22 protein-coding genes and 1 tRNA gene are annotated in these 18,984 nt (G+C 75.2%); 14 read left to right on the forward strand and 9 right to left on the reverse strand.

Annotated elements, in window-relative coordinates:
- Positions 1 to 41: 41 nt before the first annotated feature.
- From F1C76_07275 to F1C76_07285, 3 genes are read right to left on the reverse strand one after another with little or no spacing between them, the layout of a single operon-like run.
- Positions 42 to 704 carry a response regulator transcription factor gene (locus F1C76_07275; protein QNG36416.1) on the reverse strand — a complete coding sequence of 221 codons (663 nt, stop codon included), beginning with the start codon at positions 702 to 704 and terminating at the stop codon, positions 42 to 44.
- Positions 701 to 2,266: a HAMP domain-containing histidine kinase gene (locus F1C76_07280; protein ID QNG36417.1), complete on the reverse strand. Its 1,566-nt coding sequence runs from the start codon at positions 2,264 to 2,266 to the stop codon at positions 701 to 703. The genes F1C76_07275 and F1C76_07280 overlap by 4 nt, the downstream gene beginning before the upstream one ends.
- The gene (locus F1C76_07285; GenBank protein QNG36418.1) at positions 2,208 to 2,531 is read right to left on the reverse strand and encodes a hypothetical protein; all 324 of its coding nucleotides are present in this window, start codon (positions 2,529 to 2,531) and stop codon (positions 2,208 to 2,210) included. Before F1C76_07285 ends, F1C76_07280 begins: the two co-directional genes overlap by 59 nt.
- Positions 2,532 to 2,589: 58 nt before the next feature.
- Between F1C76_07285 and F1C76_07290 the strand changes: the two genes are divergently transcribed.
- Positions 2,590 to 3,327 (forward strand): dienelactone hydrolase family protein, encoded by a 738-nt coding sequence (locus F1C76_07290; GenBank protein ID QNG36419.1) that lies wholly within the window; start codon positions 2,590 to 2,592, stop codon positions 3,325 to 3,327.
- On the opposite strand, the gene F1C76_07295 is transcribed toward F1C76_07290, so the two are convergent.
- On the reverse strand, positions 3,317 to 3,943 hold the full coding sequence (locus F1C76_07295; GenBank protein QNG36420.1) for a class I SAM-dependent methyltransferase: 627 nt from the start codon (positions 3,941 to 3,943) through the stop codon (positions 3,317 to 3,319). The genes F1C76_07290 and F1C76_07295 overlap by 11 nt on opposite strands.
- Positions 3,944 to 3,979: 36 nt before the next feature.
- Between F1C76_07295 and F1C76_07300 the strand changes: the two genes are divergently transcribed.
- The 4 genes from F1C76_07300 (at position 3,980) to F1C76_07315 (ending at position 5,851) form a co-directional block, all read left to right on the forward strand.
- Positions 3,980 to 4,050: transfer RNA gene (locus tag F1C76_07300), tRNA-Gly, on the forward strand.
- Between the two features lie 100 nt (positions 4,051 to 4,150).
- The gene (locus tag F1C76_07305) at positions 4,151 to 4,720 is read left to right on the forward strand and encodes an NAD(P)H-dependent oxidoreductase (protein QNG36421.1); all 570 of its coding nucleotides are present in this window, start codon (positions 4,151 to 4,153) and stop codon (positions 4,718 to 4,720) included.
- 53 nt (positions 4,721 to 4,773) lie between these two features.
- Positions 4,774 to 5,292 carry a GNAT family N-acetyltransferase gene (locus F1C76_07310; GenBank protein ID QNG39076.1) on the forward strand — a complete coding sequence of 173 codons (519 nt, stop codon included), beginning with the start codon at positions 4,774 to 4,776 and terminating at the stop codon, positions 5,290 to 5,292.
- 127 nt (positions 5,293 to 5,419) lie between these two features.
- Entirely contained in the window at positions 5,420 to 5,851 is a 432-nt protein-coding gene (locus tag F1C76_07315) for a hypothetical protein (protein QNG36422.1), read from the forward strand.
- Positions 5,852 to 5,921: 70 nt separating this feature from the next.
- Here the strand turns inward: F1C76_07315 and F1C76_07320 are convergent, their stop codons facing one another.
- Positions 5,922 to 6,950, reverse strand: a complete 1,029-nt coding sequence (locus F1C76_07320; GenBank protein QNG36423.1) for a type III polyketide synthase — start codon at positions 6,948 to 6,950, stop codon at positions 5,922 to 5,924.
- A gap of 22 nt (positions 6,951 to 6,972) precedes the next feature.
- Positions 6,973 to 7,632, reverse strand: a complete 660-nt coding sequence (locus tag F1C76_07325) for a methyltransferase domain-containing protein (protein QNG39077.1) — start codon at positions 7,630 to 7,632, stop codon at positions 6,973 to 6,975.
- A 269-nt stretch (positions 7,633 to 7,901) separates the two neighbouring features.
- Between F1C76_07325 and F1C76_07330 the strand changes: the two genes are divergently transcribed.
- Genes F1C76_07330 through F1C76_07340 form a run of 3 tightly spaced genes read left to right on the forward strand, consistent with a single transcriptional unit; the run spans position 7,902 to position 10,755 of the window.
- Positions 7,902 to 9,164 (forward strand): LPXTG cell wall anchor domain-containing protein, encoded by a 1,263-nt coding sequence (locus F1C76_07330; protein ID QNG36424.1) that lies wholly within the window; start codon positions 7,902 to 7,904, stop codon positions 9,162 to 9,164.
- A gap of 10 nt (positions 9,165 to 9,174) precedes the next feature.
- Entirely contained in the window at positions 9,175 to 9,819 is a 645-nt protein-coding gene (locus tag F1C76_07335) for a GNAT family N-acetyltransferase (protein ID QNG36425.1), read from the forward strand.
- A 21-nt stretch (positions 9,820 to 9,840) separates the two neighbouring features.
- Entirely contained in the window at positions 9,841 to 10,755 is a 915-nt protein-coding gene (locus F1C76_07340; GenBank protein QNG36426.1) for a ribokinase, read from the forward strand.
- A 196-nt stretch (positions 10,756 to 10,951) separates the two neighbouring features.
- Here F1C76_07340 and F1C76_07345 read toward each other — a convergent pair whose 3' ends face one another.
- Positions 10,952 to 11,818 (reverse strand): TIGR03084 family protein, encoded by an 867-nt coding sequence (locus F1C76_07345; GenBank protein QNG36427.1) that lies wholly within the window; start codon positions 11,816 to 11,818, stop codon positions 10,952 to 10,954.
- Positions 11,819 to 11,884: 66 nt separating this feature from the next.
- Here F1C76_07345 and F1C76_07350 point away from each other — a divergent pair, with 66 nt between their 5' ends.
- The 6 genes from F1C76_07350 (at position 11,885) to F1C76_07375 (ending at position 16,975) form a co-directional block, all read left to right on the forward strand.
- Entirely contained in the window at positions 11,885 to 12,904 is a 1,020-nt protein-coding gene (locus F1C76_07350; GenBank protein QNG36428.1) for a TIGR03617 family F420-dependent LLM class oxidoreductase, read from the forward strand.
- A 104-nt stretch (positions 12,905 to 13,008) separates the two neighbouring features.
- Positions 13,009 to 13,938 (forward strand): ABC transporter substrate-binding protein, encoded by a 930-nt coding sequence (locus tag F1C76_07355; protein QNG39078.1) that lies wholly within the window; start codon positions 13,009 to 13,011, stop codon positions 13,936 to 13,938.
- Complete coding sequence (locus F1C76_07360; protein ID QNG36429.1) at positions 13,935 to 14,735, forward strand: ABC transporter ATP-binding protein; 801 nt, start codon at positions 13,935 to 13,937, stop codon at positions 14,733 to 14,735. The genes F1C76_07355 and F1C76_07360 overlap by 4 nt, the downstream gene beginning before the upstream one ends.
- 54 nt (positions 14,736 to 14,789) lie before the next feature.
- Entirely contained in the window at positions 14,790 to 15,626 is an 837-nt protein-coding gene (locus F1C76_07365; protein ID QNG39079.1) for a metal ABC transporter permease, read from the forward strand.
- Positions 15,627 to 15,947: 321 nt separating this feature from the next.
- Positions 15,948 to 16,679 carry a TetR/AcrR family transcriptional regulator gene (locus tag F1C76_07370; GenBank protein QNG36430.1) on the forward strand — a complete coding sequence of 244 codons (732 nt, stop codon included), beginning with the start codon at positions 15,948 to 15,950 and terminating at the stop codon, positions 16,677 to 16,679.
- Entirely contained in the window at positions 16,676 to 16,975 is a 300-nt protein-coding gene (locus tag F1C76_07375; GenBank protein QNG36431.1) for a LapA family protein, read from the forward strand. Before F1C76_07370 ends, F1C76_07375 begins: the two co-directional genes overlap by 4 nt.
- A gap of 209 nt (positions 16,976 to 17,184) precedes the next feature.
- Here F1C76_07375 and F1C76_07380 read toward each other — a convergent pair whose 3' ends face one another.
- The gene (locus F1C76_07380) at positions 17,185 to 17,793 is read right to left on the reverse strand and encodes a response regulator transcription factor (protein QNG36432.1); all 609 of its coding nucleotides are present in this window, start codon (positions 17,791 to 17,793) and stop codon (positions 17,185 to 17,187) included.
- Positions 17,790 to 18,983 carry a sensor histidine kinase gene (locus F1C76_07385; GenBank protein QNG36433.1) on the reverse strand — a complete coding sequence of 398 codons (1,194 nt, stop codon included), beginning with the start codon at positions 18,981 to 18,983 and terminating at the stop codon, positions 17,790 to 17,792. The genes F1C76_07380 and F1C76_07385 overlap by 4 nt, the downstream gene beginning before the upstream one ends.
- Position 18,984: the final 1 nt, after the last annotated feature.

The following is an 18,984-nucleotide window of genomic DNA, read 5'->3' on the forward strand; positions in this document are numbered from 1 at the left end:
GAGGTGGGTGCAGGGCTTCCCCTGCCGGAGGTCGGGGCGGATCACGCCGCCAGGCGGTAGCCCATCCCCCGGACGGTCTCGATGCGGGCGGCACCCAGCTTCTTGCGCAGGTAGCGCACGTAGACGTCGACGACGTTGGAGCCGGGGTCGAAGTCGTAGCCCCAGACGTGCGAGAGCAGCTGCTCGCGGGCCAGCACCTGGCCGGGGTGGCGCAGGAACGTCTCGGTGAGCGCGAACTCCCGGGCGGAGAGGTCCACGGTCCGGCCGGCGACGTGAGCGCGGCGGGTGCGCAGGTCCAGCGACAGGTCGCCGACGGTGAGCACGGTCAGCTCGGCATCCTGCCCGCGCGGGGCCAGCCGCAGCCGCACCCGGGCCAGCAGCTCCTCGAACCGGAACGGCTTGGGCATGTAGTCGTCGGCCCCGCCCTCCAGGCCCGCGACGGTGTCGGTGACGGAGTCCCGCGCGGTGAGCACGATGACCGGGATGGTGCAGCGCTCGGCCCGCAGCGCCCGGAGGACGGCGAACCCGTCGAGCACCGGCAGCCCGATGTCGAGCACCATCAGGTCGTGCTCGCCGCTGCGGGCGGCGTCCCGGGCGGCGAGCCCGTCCCCGACCACGGTCACGGTGAACCCGTTGGCCTTGAGGCCCTTCTCCACGAACGACGCGATGCGCGGTTCGTCCTCGGCGATCAGCACACGGCTCACGGGTGGTCTCCAACAGGTTCGGGGACGTCGGCGGTCGCCGTCGACTCGTCGACGGTGGTGTCGGGGGACGGCGGGGCCAGCTGCGCGGGCAGCACGAGGGTGAAGGTGGCGCCGTGGCCGGGGACGGAGTCCAGGGCGACCCGGCCGCCGTGCGCGACCGCGATCGCGCTGACGATCGACAGCCCCAGCCCCGCGCCGTCGGTGCGCCGGGCACCGGCCTGCCCGCGGCCGAAGCGCTCGAACACCCGCTCCCGGTCCTCGACGGCGACGCCGGGGCCGCTGTCGGCGACCCAGAAGCGCAGTTCGTCTCCGATGAGCCGGCTGCCGATGCCGATCCGGTCGCCGGGTGACGTCACGTGCACCGCGTTGTCGGCCAGCGCCACGACGGCCTGGGTGACCCGTTGCGGGTCGAGCACGGCGTCGAGGTCGGCGACGTGCTCGAGCACCCACTGCCGGTCGCCCAGCCCGCCGACCTTGGACACCACCTCGGTGGTGAGCGCGGCGACGTCGACCGGACGGGGCTGCACGAAGGCCGGCTGCTCGGCCTTGGCCAGCAGCAGCAGGTCCGAGACGATCCGGTTCATCCGGTCCAGCTCGTCGTCGACCAGCGCCACGGTCTCGCGCACGTCGGCCGGGTCGGTGGGGTCGAGCACCTCGAGGTGGCCGCGCACGATGGTGATCGGCGTCCGCAGCTCGTGCCCGGCGTCGTCGACGAACCGGCGCTGGGCGGCGACCCCGGTCTCGACCCGGTCCAGCATCGCGTTCACCGAGCGGGACAGGTCGGCGAGCTCGTCCCCGGGCCCGTCGGGCACGTCGATCCGGCCGGACAGGTCGGTCTCGGTGATCCCCTGCGCGGTGGCGGCGACATCGGCGACCGGCCGCAGGATCCGGCCCGCCACCACCCAGGCGCCGCCCGCGGCGGCCAGGGAGGTCAGCAGGCCGACCAGCAGCATGAGGCGGGCGGTCTCGTCGGCGGGCTGGCGTTCGGCGTCGGCGAAGAACGCCGCGACGACGACGCCGGTCTCCGGGCTGCCGGTCAGCGCCACCGGGACGGCGACGTACAGCACCTCGCCGGCCCCGGAGGCGTAGCTGCCCGACCGGACGTCGGTGACCGAGCCGACCAGCCCGGTGAACGCGGCGTCCTGGGACAGCAGCACCGGCGCCTCGATGCGGCTCTGGAAGCGGTACACGCCCTCGACGTAGCCGAGGAACTTCTCGTTCGGCCGGGCCTGGTTGTAGCTGATCACCGTCTGCAGCACGTCGGCCACCGAGGCGAAGGGCTGCCCGGTGCGCGGGTCGAGGCCGGTGTCGACCAGGGCCCGGAACTCGGTCACCTCGGCCCGCAGCGACGCCGCCATCCGCTCGTCGGTCTCCCGCACCAGGATCCGCCAGGTCAGCAGGGTGACCGTGGCCAGGGAGAGCAGCACCAGCAGCAGGACCCAGCCGATGATCCGGGTGCGGGCAGCACGGGGCGCCCACCGTCGCCGGCCCCGGCTGCTGCGCTCAGTCCTCACCGTCGTCGTCAACGTCGTCGGCGTCGTCGGTGTCCCCGTCGTCGTCATCGTCGCCGCCGTCGTCGTCGCCGTCGTCGTCCACCGGCGGGGGCGGGACGACGTCGGTGGGGGTCACCGGGGTGTCCGGCGGGGGCGGCTCGACCGTGGGCGTGGGCTCCGGCGTCGGGACGACGGAGGGCAGCGGGACGGTGATCGGGGCCGGCTCGGGGCCGGGGTCACCGGCGGCCGGCCGCAGCGCCACCCAGCCCAGCCCGAGGACGGCGACGAGGACCAGGGCCCCCGCCACCAGCCACAGGACCGACCGGGTGCGCACGGTCCGACGGTGGAGCAGGGTGGTGACCTCCTGGTGAGAACCCGATGAGAGGACTCTCATGTCCGCAGCACCGCAGCAGGTCTCCGTCCCGCTGAGCGACGGGCGGTCCATGCGCGCGCTGGTGGTGCGCCCCGACGGGGAGGCCCCCGCGGGCGGCTGGCCGGGGGTCCTCGTCGTGCACGAGGCCTTCGGGCTGACCCCGGAGATCACCGAGGTGGGCCGCACCTTCGCCGACCGGGGCTGGGTGGCCGTCGTCCCCGACGTCTTCAGTGCCGGGAACAAGCTGGGCTGCCTGGTCCGGTCGATGCGGGAGATGGTCGGCGGCCGACCCGGCGCGGTGGTCGACGACCTCGTCGCCGTCCAGCAGTGGCTCGGGGCCCGCGACGACGTGGACGGCGACCGGACGACGGCGATCGGCTTCTGCATGGGCGGTGCCTTCGCCCTGCTCATCGGCTCGCTGGCGCCCGCCGGACTGCGCGCGGTGAGCGCCAACTACGGCCAGCCGCCGGCCGAGGACCTCGACCTGACCCGCTGCCCGCCGGTGATCGCCAGCTACGGCGAGCGGGACAGGACGCTGTCGGGGGCGGGGCCGGCTCTGGAGGCGCGGTTGACCGCGGCCGGGGTCGAGCACGAGGTGAGCACCTACCCGGGTGCGGCGCACTCGTTCCTGACCGGGGACCACAGGCTGCTGGGGTTCGTGCCGCTCCCGGGGACGTCGTACGTGACCAGCGCCGCCGAGGAGGCCTGGCCGCGGATCTTCGACTTCCTGGAGCGGCACACCGCGGTCAGGACCTGACCGCGGTCACCGCCCACAGCGGGTCCCCGCGCCGTCCGGGCGGGGTGCGCAGCGCGACCGTGGCCTCGCCGAACCCGCCGGCCCGGCGGACGAGCTCGGCGACCAGCGGCCCGTGCTGCTCGTCGGGGGTGCCGAGCCAGCCGCGCACCGCCTTGGACGGGAAGCACCGGTTGGAGAAGGTGACCGCCAGCGTGCCGCCGGGCCGCAGCACCCGGGCGGCCTCGGCGAGCACCTCGATCGGCCGGGTCAGGTAGTCGACCGAGACGCAGCAGACGACGGCGTCGACGTCGGCGTCGGGCAGCGGGATGCGCGGGTCGACGTTGAGGTCGTGCACCACCCGCTCGGTGGCCACCGGGTTGGCCTCCAGCTCGGCGGCGTTCATGCCGAGCACCACCAGCTCGGCCGGCGGGTGCTCGAAGTGCGAGACCCAGGAGCTCATCAGGTCCAGCACCCGGCCGGTCAGCCCGAGCTCGGTGTACAGCGCGCCGACCGCGGCGATCGCCCGGTCGTCGATGTGGGTGACCAGCCGCGGCGGGGCGTAGAAGACGCCGTCCGGGCTGTCGTCGGCGCGGTCGAAGAAGCCGGGCGGGAAGCCGTCGTACGGGTCGGGGATCACCTGCCGAGTGTGCGTCCGGTACTGTCTGGAGCGCGCGCGGGTGTAGTTCAATGGTAGAACATCAGCTTCCCAAGCTGACAGTGCGAGTTCGATTCTCGTCACCCGCTCTCCCCATCAGGCCCCGGTCCCACGGACCGGGGCCTGTGTCGTGTCCGGGCTCCCCGGGCGTACGTTGAGAGCTCAACCAGCACCTCGAGGAGCCCCGCCGTGTCCCGTCCCGTCCTGCAGGTCGTCGCCGCCAGCACCCGCCCCGGCCGCAAGGGCATCGCGGTCGCCCGCTGGGTCGCCGCCCGTGCCGAGGCCCACGGCGACTTCGACGTCGAGCTGGTCGACCTGGCCGAGGCCGGGCTCCCGGTGCTCGACGAGCCCAACCACCCCCGCCTGCGCCAGTACACGAAGGACCACACGAAGGCCTGGTCGGCGACGATCAGCCGCGCCGACGCCTTCGTGTTCGTCTTCCCCGAGTACAACCACTCGATCCCCGGCGCGCTGAAGAACGCCCTGGACTTCCTCTTCCACGAGTGGGCCGACAAGGCCGCGGGGCTCGTCTCCTACGGCGGGGTCTCGGCCGGCACCCGGGCGGCCGCGGCCCTGAAGCCGGTGCTGGGCGCCCTGCGGATGGTCCCGGTCGTCGAGGCCGCGACCATCCCGTTCTTCACCCAGTTCATCGACGAGGACGGGGAGTTCGTCGGCAACGCCGAGCTCGAGGCCGGCGCGACCGCGATGCTCGACGAGATCGCCCGGCTCACGCGCGGCCTGCAAAGCGTGCGTCGCTGACCGAGGCTGTCGGGGTGAGCAGCCCGTCGGACACCGGCCTCGTCGTCACCACCCTGCCCTCGGCGGACCTCGGCACCGCCGGACGCGCAGAGCTGCGCCGGTTCCTGGAGGCGACCTTCACCGACGGGTTCCGGGACGACCACTGGAGCCACGCCCTGGGTGGCCTGCACGTGCTGGCCCGCCGGGACGGCGAGCTGGTCGGGCACGGGGCGGTCGTCGGTCGCCAGCTGCTGCTCGGTGACCGCGCGCTGCGCACCGGCTACGTCGAGGCCGTCGGGGTCGCCGCGTCGGCCCGCCGGCAGGGCGTGGCCGGCGCGGTGATGGCCGAGGTCGAGCGGTTGGTCACCGGCGGCAGCGAGCTGGGTGCGCTGGCCGCCAGCACCGACGGCGCCGGGCTCTACGAGTCCCGCGGCTGGACCCGCTGGGAGGGCCCGCTCTGTGCGCTCACCCCGGACGGCATCACCGCCGGGGACGCCTCCCGGGTCTTCGTGCTGCCCACCCCGGAGACACCGGTCCAGCTGGACCCCACGCTGCGGCTGGTCTGCGACTGGCGGCGGGGCAGCGCCTGGTGATCATCCCGCTGCGTTGAGTCCCGGCGCGCCGTGGCGGTCCCGGACGGTACGACTGTGAGCGCTCACAGACGCTGACCCCGGCGTGCCGGGTCTCGCATCCCGGTGACGGACCGGTCACCATCACGGCATGAGCGGTACTGATGCGTTCCCGTCGTCCGGGGTGACCGCCCCCGTCGGCGACGTCGGGCCCCGCGTGGCCCGGCGGGAACGCCCCACCCTGCTCGTCGTCACCGACGGGTCCCCCGCCGCACACGACGCCCTCGTCTGGTCGCTGCGCGAAGCCGCGCGGCGCGACGGGACCGTGCTCGCCGTGGGCGTGCTGGCGCCCGGGCTCGGCTCCGACCAGGTCACGGCCGTCGCCGCCGCGGCGCTGGTGCGCGCCGAGGACGAGACCGGGGTGCGCGGCCGGTCCCGCACCTCGGTCGTGGACGCCGCACTGCTGGGAGCCCTCACCGGAGCGGCCCGCGGCGCGGACCTGGTGCTGGTCGGCGCCCGCGGCAAGGCCCTGCTGCGCCGGCCGGCCGGCCGGCCGAGCCCCCGACTGGTGCACCGGGTCTGACCCGGCACCACCCCCGACCACCTGTCCGACCGGGCCCTGCCCCCGCCCGGTCACCACGGTCCCGTCCGGGTCAGACGGGCAGCAGCAGCGTCGCGTAGAGCGTCAGTCCCGGCCCGAAGGCCATCGCCACGACCGGACCGTCGACGTCGCCCAGTTCCTCGAGCACCAGCAGGACGGTCGCCGAGGAGCAGTTGCCGTGCTCGGCGAGCACCCGACGGGACGGCGCGATCTGCTCCTCGGTGAGGCCCAGCTGGTCGCGGGCGACGTCCAGGATCCGCGGCCCGCCGGGGTGCACGGCCCAGCCGGCGACATCGGCGACCTGCAGTCCGGCGGTGTCCAGCAGCTCCTGGACGACGTCGCCCACGTGCCGGGCGAGGACGTCGGGCACGCGTGGGGAGAGGCCCATCTTGAAGCCCAGGTCGGTGACGTCCCAGGTCATGTGGTCGGCCGTGGCGTGGTCGGTGCGGGCCACGACCCCGGCGACCCGCATGCCGCGCCGGGCCCCGGGCTCGAGGACGACCGCGGTCGCCGCGTCGCTGAACAGCGCGTGCGCGACGACCTGGGAGAGGTCGTTGCGGGCCGGCTGCACGTGCAGGCTGGTGAGCTCGCAGCAGAGCAGGACGGCGGGGCGTGAGCGCGCAGCGACGTAGTCGCTGACCGCGGCCAGACCGGGCAGGGCGGCGTAGCAGCCCATGTGCCCGACCAGCAGGCGCTCCAGGCCGGCCGGCATGCCCAGGTCGCTGGCCAGCCGGATGTCCAGGCCGGGGGTGGCGTACCCGGTGCAGGTGGCGACGGCGAACAGCCCCACGTCGCCGGGCGCGAGCCCCGCGGAGTCCAGGGCGCCGGCCACGGCCTGCTTGCCCAGCGGCAGCGCCTCGGTGATGAAGCGCTCCATCCGGGCTCCGGTGCCCCACCGGGAGAGGTCCTCGTGCACCGGGTTGGCCACCGCGTGCCGGGTGGTGACCCCGGAGCCGGCGAAGACCCGGCGGGCCGAGCGCAGGTCGGCGTAGTGCTCGGCGAAGAAGCCGTCCCAGACGTCGTCCTGGGTGTAGGCGGCCGGCAGCGCGTGGCCGGCGCCGGTGAGCACCGCGTCGGTCATCGCGCGGGGACCAGGCGGGAGATCACCCGGTCGACGGTACGTGCGCAGCCGGGGCCGCGCCGGGTCGCTTGCGGCCGTAGCCGGCGAAGAGGATCCCGGTCCACCGCATCTGCCGCATCTCCACCACCGCCGCCCGGCCCCGCTTCCACGCGACCAGCCCTCGCACCGAGGGCCGCAGCCCGACCAGCCGGAGCTCCAGGCCCAGCCGGTCGGCGGCGGCCAGCAGCCGCCGCCGGTCGACGAACAACGCCGGGTCGTGGATGCCGGGGGGCGGCCCGCCGGGGATGCGCTCACCGATGCCGACCGCGACCGGACCGGCCAGCCGGGAGTCGGCGATCGCGTCGATGACCAGCACCCCGCCCGGTCGCAGCAACCGGGCGCACTCACCCAGCACCGTGACGTCGTCGGCCACGTGCTCGAGCACCTCGCCGCACACCACGACGTCGGCGCACCCGTCGGCCAGCGGCACCTCGAGCACCGAGCCGCGGACGGCGGAGACCCCGTGCTCACGGGCCGTCGCGAGCCCGGCGGCGCCGATGTCCACGCCCACGTGCCGGTAGCCCAGCCGCCGCACGTGCGGGGCCATCAGCCCACCGCCACAGGCCAGGTCGACCAGGACGGCGTCGGGGTGCCCGGCCGGGGGCACGTGGTGGGCCCGCGAGGCGGCCAGCCAGTGCAGCATCGCGAACCCGCCGGCGGGCTGCCACCAGGTGTCGGCGAGCTCGTCGTACTGGGCGGGGTCGTTGCGGGCCAGCGGCACGTCCACGACGCTACGGCCCCGCGGGCAGTACGCCCTGTTGCGGAACGCAGTGCTCCGGAACCCCCAGGAGCCCCAACCGCCCCACGAACGGGTGTCGTTCGTCGTGGCGCACGTGAGATGTGGCCCACGTCGGTCATCGTGGGCGCGATCCGCCGAACCGATCGGCGCCGAGGCCCGCTGGAGGGTCCCCCGTGAACACAAACCGACGAGGTCTGCTGCTGTCGGGCCGCAGGTCCTGCCAAGCCGCGGCCCTCACCCTGGGCGCCCTCGCGTTGGGTGGCGTCTGCGCGCCCGCCGCACTGGCCATGCAGGGCACCACCGATGCCGCCGTGCCGGCCGTCCCCGCGGACGCCTCCGCCCCGCGGATCCTGACCGGCTCCCCGGTGCTGGGGCTGGGATCTCCGGACGACCGGGTGCAGTTCGGTGTCGGGAAGGCGCAGCTGGCCATCCGGGCGGACGGGAGCAACCTGCCTGCCGACGTCGACCCTGACGAACTGGACCTGTCCGGGGCGACCATCCGCTTCACCTACGAGACCGTCAACGGGGGCCCACCCGACGAGTTCTTCGGCGAGGACGTGCCCGCGAGCGAGGTCTGCACCACCGACGTCGACGGCGTGTGCGTCTTCCCCGTCCCCGAGGGCGAGGACCCGGATGACGCCGACTACTCCCAGGTCGGTCTCTTCCCCCGGTCCACGTTCACCATCGAGCAGCTGACCGCTCCCACCTCCGGACAGCTGCTGCTGCCCGAGAACGGCGACGAGGTCGTCTACGGCGAGACCGACGGGCAAGGTCTGCCCAGCGCCACCGCCACCGGGGTCGACCCCTTCGACCCGTCCTCCCAGGACCAGGTCGCGGACGGGATCGACCCGACCGTGGACGCACCCCAGAACGTCGCCCCCGAGGTCGAGGAGGCGCCCGACGGCCCCTTCACCGAATCCTCCGTCACCTTCCAGGACCCCGGCGCCTACCGGACCATCGCGGTGGCCACGTCCACCCCGGCCGGCGCACCCGTCGCCGGCGCGACCTACACGCTGTGCACGGTCCCCGACGCCCCTTGCACCGACCCGGCGCAGCTCGTCTCGGCCACCACGGACGCCCAGGGCCGGCTGGTGTTCCCCGGTCTGTACCTGCCCGGTACGTACACGATCACGCAGACCACCACGGCGTCCGGCCTGCAGTTCTCCGGCACCCCGGTGTCCTTCACGGTCACCGCCGCCCAGTCCGTCGCCGACACCCAGGCCGCCCTCGTGCTGCCCGTGGTGAACGGCGCACCGGCCGCGCCGGCACCGACCGGACCGACCCTCACCCCGGTGGTCACCCCGGTCGCCACCGCCGGCCCCCAGCTGGCCCGGACCGGCACCGACACCGTCCCGATGGCACTGGCCGGTGCCGGCCTGCTCGCGGTCGGGGCCGGTGCGGTCGCGGCCGGCCGCCGTCGCAGCCGCGCGAACTGACCCACCGGCGATGACCCGTCCCGGTGGCGCGTTCTGGTACGCGCGCCACCGGGACGGCGACTCCCCCGGCCACACGCTCACCGGCATGGCCACCGACGAGTTCCCGGACGGGACCGTCGTGGACCTGCCCGGCCCGCCGCAGCGACCGGCCGGTTGGGCGCTCCAGGCCCGGGTGCCCGTCCCCGGGCGGGTGCCGTCGTCGGTCGTCGTCGCCCGCGCCGTCGCACCCGAGGCGCCGCACCTGTGGTGCGTGCTGGTGCCCGCGTCCCCCGACCGTCCGGGCCGCCTGGACCTCATCGGCTTCTCCACCGCACACCACCCCGACGGCGCCGTGATGGGCGCCGACACCTTCACCGCCCTGGACATCGCCTGGTCCAACCAGGTCTGCGCGCTGCGCTGGGACCCGCCCACCGGGGTCGTCGAGCAGGTCTACGTCGCCCCCGAGCACCGCCGCCTCGGCCTGGCCACCAAGCAGACGATGGTGGCCGCCGGCATCCGCACCGCCATGGGCTGGGCCTCGCTGCGCAGCGACGGCCGGCTCACCGACCTCGGTGACACCTGGCTGTCCGAGGCCCCGGACTGGTGGCGGCACCGGGTGCCCACCCGGACGGCCCACCTCCCACCGATGACCCCCGGGGACGGCGGCCCCACCTAGGCTCCCCCGCGTGATCGCAGCGTGAGCGTGACCGTCGTCGGCAGCCTGAACGAGGACGTCGTGGTGACCGTCCGCCGGCTCCCCGGGCGCGGGGAGACCGTGATCGGCAGTGCGGTCGAGGTGCTGCCCGGCGGCAAGGGCGCGAACCAGGCCGCGGCGGCCGGGCGGCTGGGCCGCGGGGTGCACATGGTCGGGCGGGTCGGCTCGGACGACGCCGCCGATCGTCAGCTGGCAGCGCTGGCCGAGGCCGGGGTGAACGTGGGCCGGGTGCTGCGCACCCCGGGCGTGCCGACCGGCAGCGCCACGATCCCGGTCGAGGCCGAGGGCGGGGAGAACCTGATCGTCGTCGTCCCCGGCGCGAACGCCGAGCTGAGCGCGGCCGACGTGACCGTCGAGAGCGTGCACCGCGCCGACGTGCTGCTGCTGCAGCTGGAGACCCCGCTGGACACCGTGCTCGCCGCCGCCCGGGCCACCACCGGCACCGTGGTGCTCAACCCGGCGCCGGCACAGCCACTGCCGGCCGAGCTGCTCGCCGCCGTCGACGTGCTGGTGCCCAACGAGCACGAGCTGGCGGAGCTCGCCGGCTCCGACGCCGCCGACCTCGCCGGGCTGGTCGACCTGGCCCGCGGACTGGCGTCACCGGCGGTCGTGGTCACCCTGGGCGGCAACGGCGCCCTCGTCGTCCCGGCCGACGGTCCGGCGCTGCACCAGCCCCCGCTGGCGGTGCAGCCGGTCGACACCACCGGCGCGGGCGACTGCTTCTGCGGCGCGCTCTGCCAGGCACTCTCGGCCGGCGCCGACCTGCCCACCGCCGTCGCCTACGCAGCCACCGCGGCCGCGCTGTCGACCACCGGCGCCGGGGCCCGCGGCGGGCTGCCCGACGACGACGCGGTCCGCGCCGCACTGCCCCGGCTCCCGGCGGCCCGCCCGGTCTGACGGTTGGCCCGCACACCCATCGGGCACGGTCGGGGCATGACCGAGACCACGCCCACCCACTCCGAGGACCCCGCCGAGGGCTCCGACACCACCACCCCGACCGAGAGCGCCGGCCGCACCCCGCACACCGAGGACGCCGCCGAGGGCGACCGCGACACCGCCGACGCCGAGTCCGGCGTCGACCCGGCGAACCGGATCAGCGAGGCCTGACCCCGGGCTGCCGGCCCGCGCCGCCGGCGCGCGGCGGGGCGGTCGGCTTCCGGTACGACGTGGGGTCCCGCGGCAGGGAACGGTGCGCCGAGCCTGCGCCCGGGGGTCCGGCGTAGGCCTGGGCCACGTCCATCCACCGGGCTGCGGCGACCCCGGTGGTCTGCAGCTGCAGCCCACCGGGTGCTCGGCGCTGGGTCACCCGCAGGCAGAAGTCCAGCGCGGGGCCGGTGACCCGGTCGGCAGCGGAGGGCTCGCCCCAGGTCCACAGCGCGCCGGACGGGGCGGTCAGCTCGACACGGACGTCCCCGGTCGGGGCGGGCAGCCCGTGCTGGGTGTGCGCGAACGCCCGGGTGCGGACGCCGAGGTGCGCGACGGCCTTCAGCCGGTCCGTGGACGAGGGAGGCAGCCCCAGGGCGTCGGTGACGTCGACGCCGTGCGCCCAGGTCTCCATGAGCCGGGCGGTGGCCATCGAGGCCGCGCTCATCGGCGGGCCGTACCAGGGCAGCGACGTGCCGGCGGGCACGGCCACCAGCGCGTCGGCCAGCGCCCGCCGACCGCTCCGCCAGCGGTCCAGCAGCTCGGACGGGGGCACCGCCGCACCCGCTGCAGCAGCGTCGTCGACCATCCCGTGGGTGTCGGGCAGCGCGCGGAAGGCGTCCGGGTCGGTGGCGGCGAGCAGGGCCACGTCGTCGGTCCAGGCCAGGTGGGCGACCTGGTGCGCGACGGTCCAGCCGGCGGCCGGGGTGGGGGTCGCCCAGCCGGCCGGGTCGAGGTCGGCGACGACGGCGTCCAGCGCGGCACCCTCGGCGGCGAGGTCGGCCAGCAGACCGGTCAGCAGGGTGCTCGTGGTCATCGCCGCACGGTAGTGAGGACGGCCGGACGCTGGCCACCCCGCTGTGGCCTGCGGCACCATCCGGGCATGCTGCTCGACGCGTCACTGCTCACCGCCGGGACCGACGACGTCGCCGGCACCGCCCGCCTGCTCGAGGACCGCGGCTACGCCGGGGTCTGGGCCTCCGAGGTCGCCCACGACCCCTTCCTGCTGCTGCACGCCGCGGCGCTGGCCACCGAGCGGGTCCAGGTCGGCTCGGCCATCGCGGTGGCCTTCGCCCGCTCTCCCATGACGCTGGCGTACACCGCGTGGGACCTGCAGCGGACCAGCAGGGGCCGGTTCGTGCTGGGGCTGGGCACGCAGGTGAAGGCGCACGTCGAGCGCCGGTTCTCCATGCCGTGGTCGGCCCCGGCGGCCCGGATGCGGGAGTACGTCGGTGCGCTGCGGGCGATCTGGGCGACCTGGTCGGCCGACGACGTCCCGCTCCGGTTCCGCGGCGAGCACTACCGGCACACGTTGATGACGCCGACGTTCACCCCACCCCGGCACGAGTGGGGCGCACCCCCGGTCCACCTGGCCGCGGTCGGGCCGCTGATGACCCGGCTGGCCGGCGAGCTGTGCGACGGCCTGCTCGCGCACGGCTTCACCACCGAGCGCTACCTGCGCGAGCGCACCCTCCCCGCCCTGCAGGAGGGCCTGGAGCTCTCCGGGCGCACCCGTGAGCAGGTCCAGGTCAGCCTGCCGGGGTTCGTCGTCGCCGGCCGGGACGACGCCGAACGGGCCGACGCCCGCACCGCGGTGCGCGCCCAGATCGCCTTCTACGGCAGCACCCCGGCCTACCGCCCGGTGCTCGAGCTGCACGGCTGGGAGGACCTGGGCGACGAGCTCAACGCGCTGTCCACCTCCCGGCGGGAGGACAAGTGGGAGGCGATGGCCGAGCTCGTGGACGACGAGGTGCTGGGCACGTTCGCCGTCGTCGCCGACCCCGAGGACGTGGCCCCGGAGGTGCTGCGCCGCTACGAGGGCGTGGTCGACCGGTTCAGCGTCTACAGCGGCGCCGGTCTCCCGCCGGAGGTGTGGGACCCGCTGGTGCGCGCCCTGGCCTGAGGGGGTTATGGTTCTGACAATCATTCCCACCAGTCGTTCCCTGGAGTGCCATCGTGTCCCCCCGCACCACCGTCCTCGCCGTCCTGACCGCCGGTTCCCTGGGCCTGGCCGCCTGCTCCTCCGGTGCGGCCGGGGGCACCGACACGACCGAGGCGGACTCCGCGAACTGCCCGGGCGACGTCCTCGACGTCGTCGTGTCCGTGGACCAGTGGGGCGACGTCGTCCGCTCCCTGGCCGGGGACTGCGCGAACGTGACCACGGTGATCAACTCCACCGCGGTCGACCCGCACGACTACGAGCCCAGCACCGGGGACGTCGCGGGCTTCGAGGACGCCGACCTCGTGGTCGTCAACGGCGCGGACTACGACCACTGGGCCTCGGACGCGGTGGCCAACCTGGACCCCGCCCCCGTCGTGGTGGACGCTGCCGAGGTGGTCGGCATCGAGGAGGAGGGGCACGCCGAGGACGACGGCCACGCCGAGGGCGAGGAGGGCCACGGCTCGGTGAACCCGCACCTCTGGTACTCCCCGGACTACGTGCAGCAGACCGCCGAGGCCGTCACCGACGCCCTCAGCGACCTCTCCCCCGACGCCGCCGACTACTTCGCCGAGCAGGCCACCGCCTGGACGACCTCGATGCAGCCCTACACCGACGAGCTCGCCGGCCTCGAGCAGCTGGCCGCCGGGAAGAGCTACGCGGCCACCGAGACGGTCTTCGACTACACCGCCACGGCCGTCGGGCTCACCGACGCCACCCCCGAGGGCTACCGGGACGCCGCCAGCAACGAGAGCGACCCGGCTGCCGGCGACGTGGCCGCCTTCGAGGCCGCCCTGGCCGACGGCAGCATCGACGTGCTGGTGTTCAACACCCAGACCGAGGGCGCCGTCCCCGACCAGCTGCGCGCCGCCGCCGAGTCGGCCGGCGTGCCGGTCGTCGAGGTCACGGAATCGGTCCCGGAGGATGCTGGTTCCTTCGAGGAGTGGCAGCTGGCCCAGCTGCAGCAGCTCGCAGACGCACTCGGTGGGGGTCAGTGACACAGAGCTCCTCGACGCAGACCCCGTCCAGCTCCCCGGCTCCGGCCCTGGTGCTGGACGGGGTCTCCGTCGTCCGCGGTGGCCGGCAGGTCTGGTCCGACGGCTCGCTGACCGTGCCGGCCGGCGCGGTCGTCGGCGTCATCGGGCCCAACGGGGCCGGGAAGACCACCCTCTTCCAGCTCGCACTGGGTCTGCTGCCGGCCGCGACCGGCCGGATCGAGGTGCTGGGCCGCACGCCCCGCGCCGGGGACCGCCGGATCGGCTACGTGCCGCAGAACTACACCGCCGCGCTCGGTGAGGCCGTGCGGGCCCGTGACCTGGTCGCCCTCGGCGTCACCGGCACCCGCTTCGGCATCCGGCGCACCACCGCGGCCGAGCACGCCCGGGTGGACGACGCGCTGCGCCGGGTCGGGGCCGCCGGGTACGCCGACCGCCGGATGAGCGAGCTGTCCGGTGGCCAGCAGCAGCGGGTCGCGATCGCCCAGGCCATCGTGGACGACGCCGAGCTGCTCCTGCTGGACGAGCCGCTGGCCAACCTGGACCTGCGCAACTCCCACGAGATCGTCACCCTGCTCGGCGAGCTCCGCCGCGAGCGGGCCGTGACGATCATGGTCGTGGCGCACGACCTGAACCCCCTGCTGCCGGTCCTCACCGACGCGGTCTACCTGCTCGACGGCCACCCGCACCACGCCTCGATCGGCGAGGTCGTCACCGAGGACCTGCTGACCCACCTCTACGGCACCCGCGTGCGTGTCGTCCGGACCGCGCAGGGTGACCTCTTCACCCGCAGCGGCTGAAGGAGCCCCGTGCGTTTCCAGGAGAACTGGCTGCAGGTCCTGCAGACGACCTTCATGCAGCACGCCTTCATCGGCGGCACCATGGTCGCGCTCACCGCCGGGCTGATGGGCTACTTCGTCATCACCCGGCAGAACGCCTTCGCCGCGCACGCGCTGGCGCACATCGGCTTCCCCGGCGCCACCGGCGCGATCCTCGTCGGCGCCCCGGTCACCCTGGGCCTGGCGGTCTTCTGCGTCGGCGGCGGTCTGCTGATCGGGCTGTTCGGCAAGCGGGTGGCCGAACGCGAGATCGCCACCGGCACCATCCTGGCCGGGGCGACCGGGCTGGGCGTGCTGTTCGCCTCGCTGGCCACGGCCAACGCCAGCACCACCACCAACGTGCTCTTCGGCAACCTGCTGGCGATCAGCCGGGACCAGCTGTGGCTGTTCGGGCTGTTCACCGTGGTGGTCGTCGTCGCCCTGGCCGTCATCGCCCGCCCGCTGGTGTTCGCCTCGGTCGACCCCGCCGTCGCCGAGGCCCGCGGGGTGCCGGTGCGGGCGCTGGGGGTGGCCTTCGTCGTCCTGCTCGCCCTGACCATCACGATGGCCGTCCAGGTCGTCGGCACGCTGCTGCTGTTCGCGCTGGTGGTCACCCCTGCTGCCGCAGCGCTGCGGCTGACCGCACGCCCGGGCCGGGTGGCCGGGCTCGCGGTGGCGTTCGCGCTGGCCTCGGTCTGGGTCGGGCTGCTGCTCTCGGCGATGATCGACCTGCCGCCGAGCTTCTTCGTCGTCTCGATCGCGGTGCTGATCTGGGCCGTGGTGCTGGTGGCCACCCGCGACCGGCACACCGCCGTCCGGCCCGAGCCCAGCGCGCACGGCGCCGTCCCGCGGGTCCCCGAACACACCGCCTGACCCGCCGGGGTGCCCCACCGGGCGTTCCCTGGCCGGGGCTTGCCCCCCGGGGGCATCCTGGGGGGATGACGCCAGACGAACAGCAGCACCGGGCCGACGACGACGTCCCCACCGCGCGGGGCACCCAGAGCGAGGAGCCGCCCCCGTCACCGGCTGCCCCGATCGCCCGGATGCTGGCCAACCCCCGCCGCACCCGCCGGGCCTGACCCTCGGCAGGCCCACTCGGCAGTGCCCGGCGCGGTGTGACGGACCGGGTCACACCGGCCCCACCGACCACCTCGAACCCGGCCACCACATGCGTGTTCGTGACCCTGGGTCGTGATGCCGACACACCGGCGTGCCGTGAACTGCTCCGTCACGCAGCCGTGCACCATCCCTGACGTGACCGCCGCCCTCGCCCTCGACCACGCGTCATCCACGGCCGACGACCTCCACCGGGGCGTCGACTCACAGGGCAGCCCGCTGCCCGTGCGGCGCAGCCGCGAGGAGCGTCAGGCGATCGTCCTGGACACCGCCGACCGGCTCTTCGCCGGCCGCAGCTCGCGCAGCGTCGGCATGGACGAGCTGGTCCGGGAGACCGGGCTGGGCAAGATGACGGTCTACCGGCTCTTCAAGAGCAAGGACGACCTGGTGGGCGCCTACCTGGCGCGCAAGGCCGCCACCGTCCTGGGCTACCTCGACGCCGAGACCCACCGGTTCGCCGACGACCCGCGGGGCGCGCTGCTGGCCGTCGTCGACGTGGTGGAGAAGGACGTCACCCGCACCGGCTTCCGCGGCTGCCCGTTCACCAACGTCAGCAGCGAGTACGACGACCCGCAGCACCCGGCCCGCTCGGCGGCCGCGGACTACAAGTACGAGCTGCACCTGCGGCTGGTGAACCTGTCCGAGGAGCTGGTCCCCGGCCACGGCGACGACCTCGCCGCCCAGGTGCACCTGATCATCGACGGCATGTACCTCTCCGGCGGCCTGCTGGGCCCCGACGGGCCGGCCAGCCACGGCCGCCAGCTGGCCGAGCGGCTCGTCGACGCCGCCGTCGCGGCCGCCGCGCGCTGAGCCCCCGGCTCCCCTACCGTTCTCCCGTGACCAGCGCACCCCTCTCCGGCGACCCCGCGACAACCCCCGCACCGAAGAAGCGGGGCAGCAGCGCCGGGCGGACCGTCAGCGCCGTGCTGCTGGTCGCGCTGACCGTGGTCCTGGTGCTGTTCGTCGTCTTCAACACCCAGTCGGTGCGGGTCAGCCTGGTCTTCGGCGTGGTCGACCTGCCGCTGGTGATCGCCCTCGTCGCCGCCGCGGTGCTCGGCGGTCTGATCGTCGCGCTGCTGAGCCTGCGCGCCCGCCGGCACCGCTGACGTGTCGGGGGCCGGCCCCGCGGGCAGGGCACCGGACATGACCGACCCCACGACCGACCCGGCCGACTCCCCCAGCAACCCCGACAACCTGGTCGACGGCCGCCCCGGCGACGACGCCCCCGACCAGGGCGCGCAGGACACCACGCTGACCACCGACGACGCCGCGCAGGACGACGACGCGGTGGCCGAGCCCGACAACAGCTGAGCGGCTAGATCCAGCCGTGCCGGCGCGCGGCGTCCACCGCCGCGTGCCGGTTCGGCGCCCCCAGCTTCGTCGCCGCGGCCGACAGGTGGTTGCGCACCGTGCCCGGGGAAAGGTGCGCCCGCGCGGCGATCTCCTCGACCGGGGCGCCACCGGCGGCCAGCTCGAGCACGTCGGCCTCCCGCGGGGTCAGCGGTGAGTCCCCGGCGCTGATCGCCTCCGCGGCCAGCTCGGGGTCGACGTAGCGGCCCCCGCCGTGCACGGTGCGCACGACGTCGGCCAGCACCGCCGCGTTGACCGTCTTGGGCAGGAACCCGCGCACCCCGGCCTCCAGCGCCCGCTTGAGGTGCCCGGGCCGGCCGTGCCCGGTGACGATGACGACCCGGCAGGCCGGGAGGACCGTCCGCAGCTCCGCGGCCACCGAGATGCCGTCCTGACCGGGCATCTGCAGGTCCAGCACGCACACGTCGGGGCCGTGCGCCCGGGCCATCGCCAGCGCCTCCGGGCCCGAGGCGGCCTGGGCGACCACCTCGACGTCGTCCTCCAGGCCCAGCAGGGCGGCCAGCGCGGAGCGGATGAGGTTCTCGTCGTCGGCCAGCAACACCCGGACGGTCACGCCGGCACCTCCGCCCGGACGACGAAGCCGCCGTCCGCGAGCCCGGCCTGCAGGCGGCCACCCCTGGCGGTGAGCCGCTCGGAGAGCCCGGTGAGCCCGTTGCCCCAGGTCGCGGGTGCACCGGCCCCGTCGTCGCGCACGGTCAACGTCGTCCCCTCGTGGTCGGTGGTCAGGCCGATGTCGCAGCGTCCGGCCGAGGAGTGCCGGAGCACGTTGGTGACCGACTCGCGGACCACCCAGCCGAGCAGCTCCTGGACCGGGGCCGGCACGGCGGCGACGTCGTCCTCACCGGTGACGGTGGTGGCGACCCCGGCCGAGCGCAGCACCGACCGGGCCCCGGCGAGCTCGGAGGCGAGGTCGGTGGCCCGGTAGCCGCGGACGACCTCGCGCACCTCGCGCAGCGAGGACTCGGCCAACGAGCCCACGCCGTCCATCTCGTCGGCGGCGCCGTCCCGGCCACGGCGGGCGAGCTCGGCGGCCAGCTGGCTCTTCACCGCGATGGCCGACAGGTTGCGGCCCATCACGTCGTGCAGGTCGCGGGCGAAGCGCAGCCGCTCCTCGGCGACGGCGAGCTGCAGCGCGACCCCGCGGGTGCGCTCCATCTCCTGGACGACGTCGAGGATCCACACGGTGAAGCGGAAGGCCGCGGCGACCGCCCACAGCGCGATCCCGATGGCCACCCCCGCGACCACCCCGGAGACCAGCGGGTTGCCCTCGGCCACCGAGACCGCCCCGGCGACCGCCCCGGTCACCGCCGAGGCCCAGGTGAGCCGGCGCATCGCCCAGCTGACCGACAGCACGAGCACCACCGCGCCGCCGAGCATGCCCACCGCGCCCGGGGCCGACGGGGAGGGCGGCCCGCCGTCGACGGCGGCGACCGCGGCGGCCGCGGTCAGCGCGGCCGGGACGAGCAGGAGGGCCAGCTGCGCGCGGTCCGGGCCCGGGGCGCCGGGCCGGTGCCGGGCGTCCAGCAGGGCGCGGACCACCCAGAGGCAGGCCGCCGCGGTGCCCACCGTGCCGACGAGCAGCAGCACCGGCAGCACGGTCCCGGCCGCGGACCAGCCCGGGGCCACGGCGAACAGCAGCAGCGGGGGCAGTCCGAGCAGCGCCGAGTAGTAGGACCACCGGGTGTACAGCTCGATCCGCTGCGGGTCGGTGCGGCTGCGCCACCAGCGCGAGACGGTCGGCACG

It is taken from the genome of Geodermatophilaceae bacterium NBWT11 (assembly GCA_014218215.1).
Taxonomy (GTDB): Bacteria; Actinomycetota; Actinomycetes; order Mycobacteriales; family Geodermatophilaceae; genus Klenkia.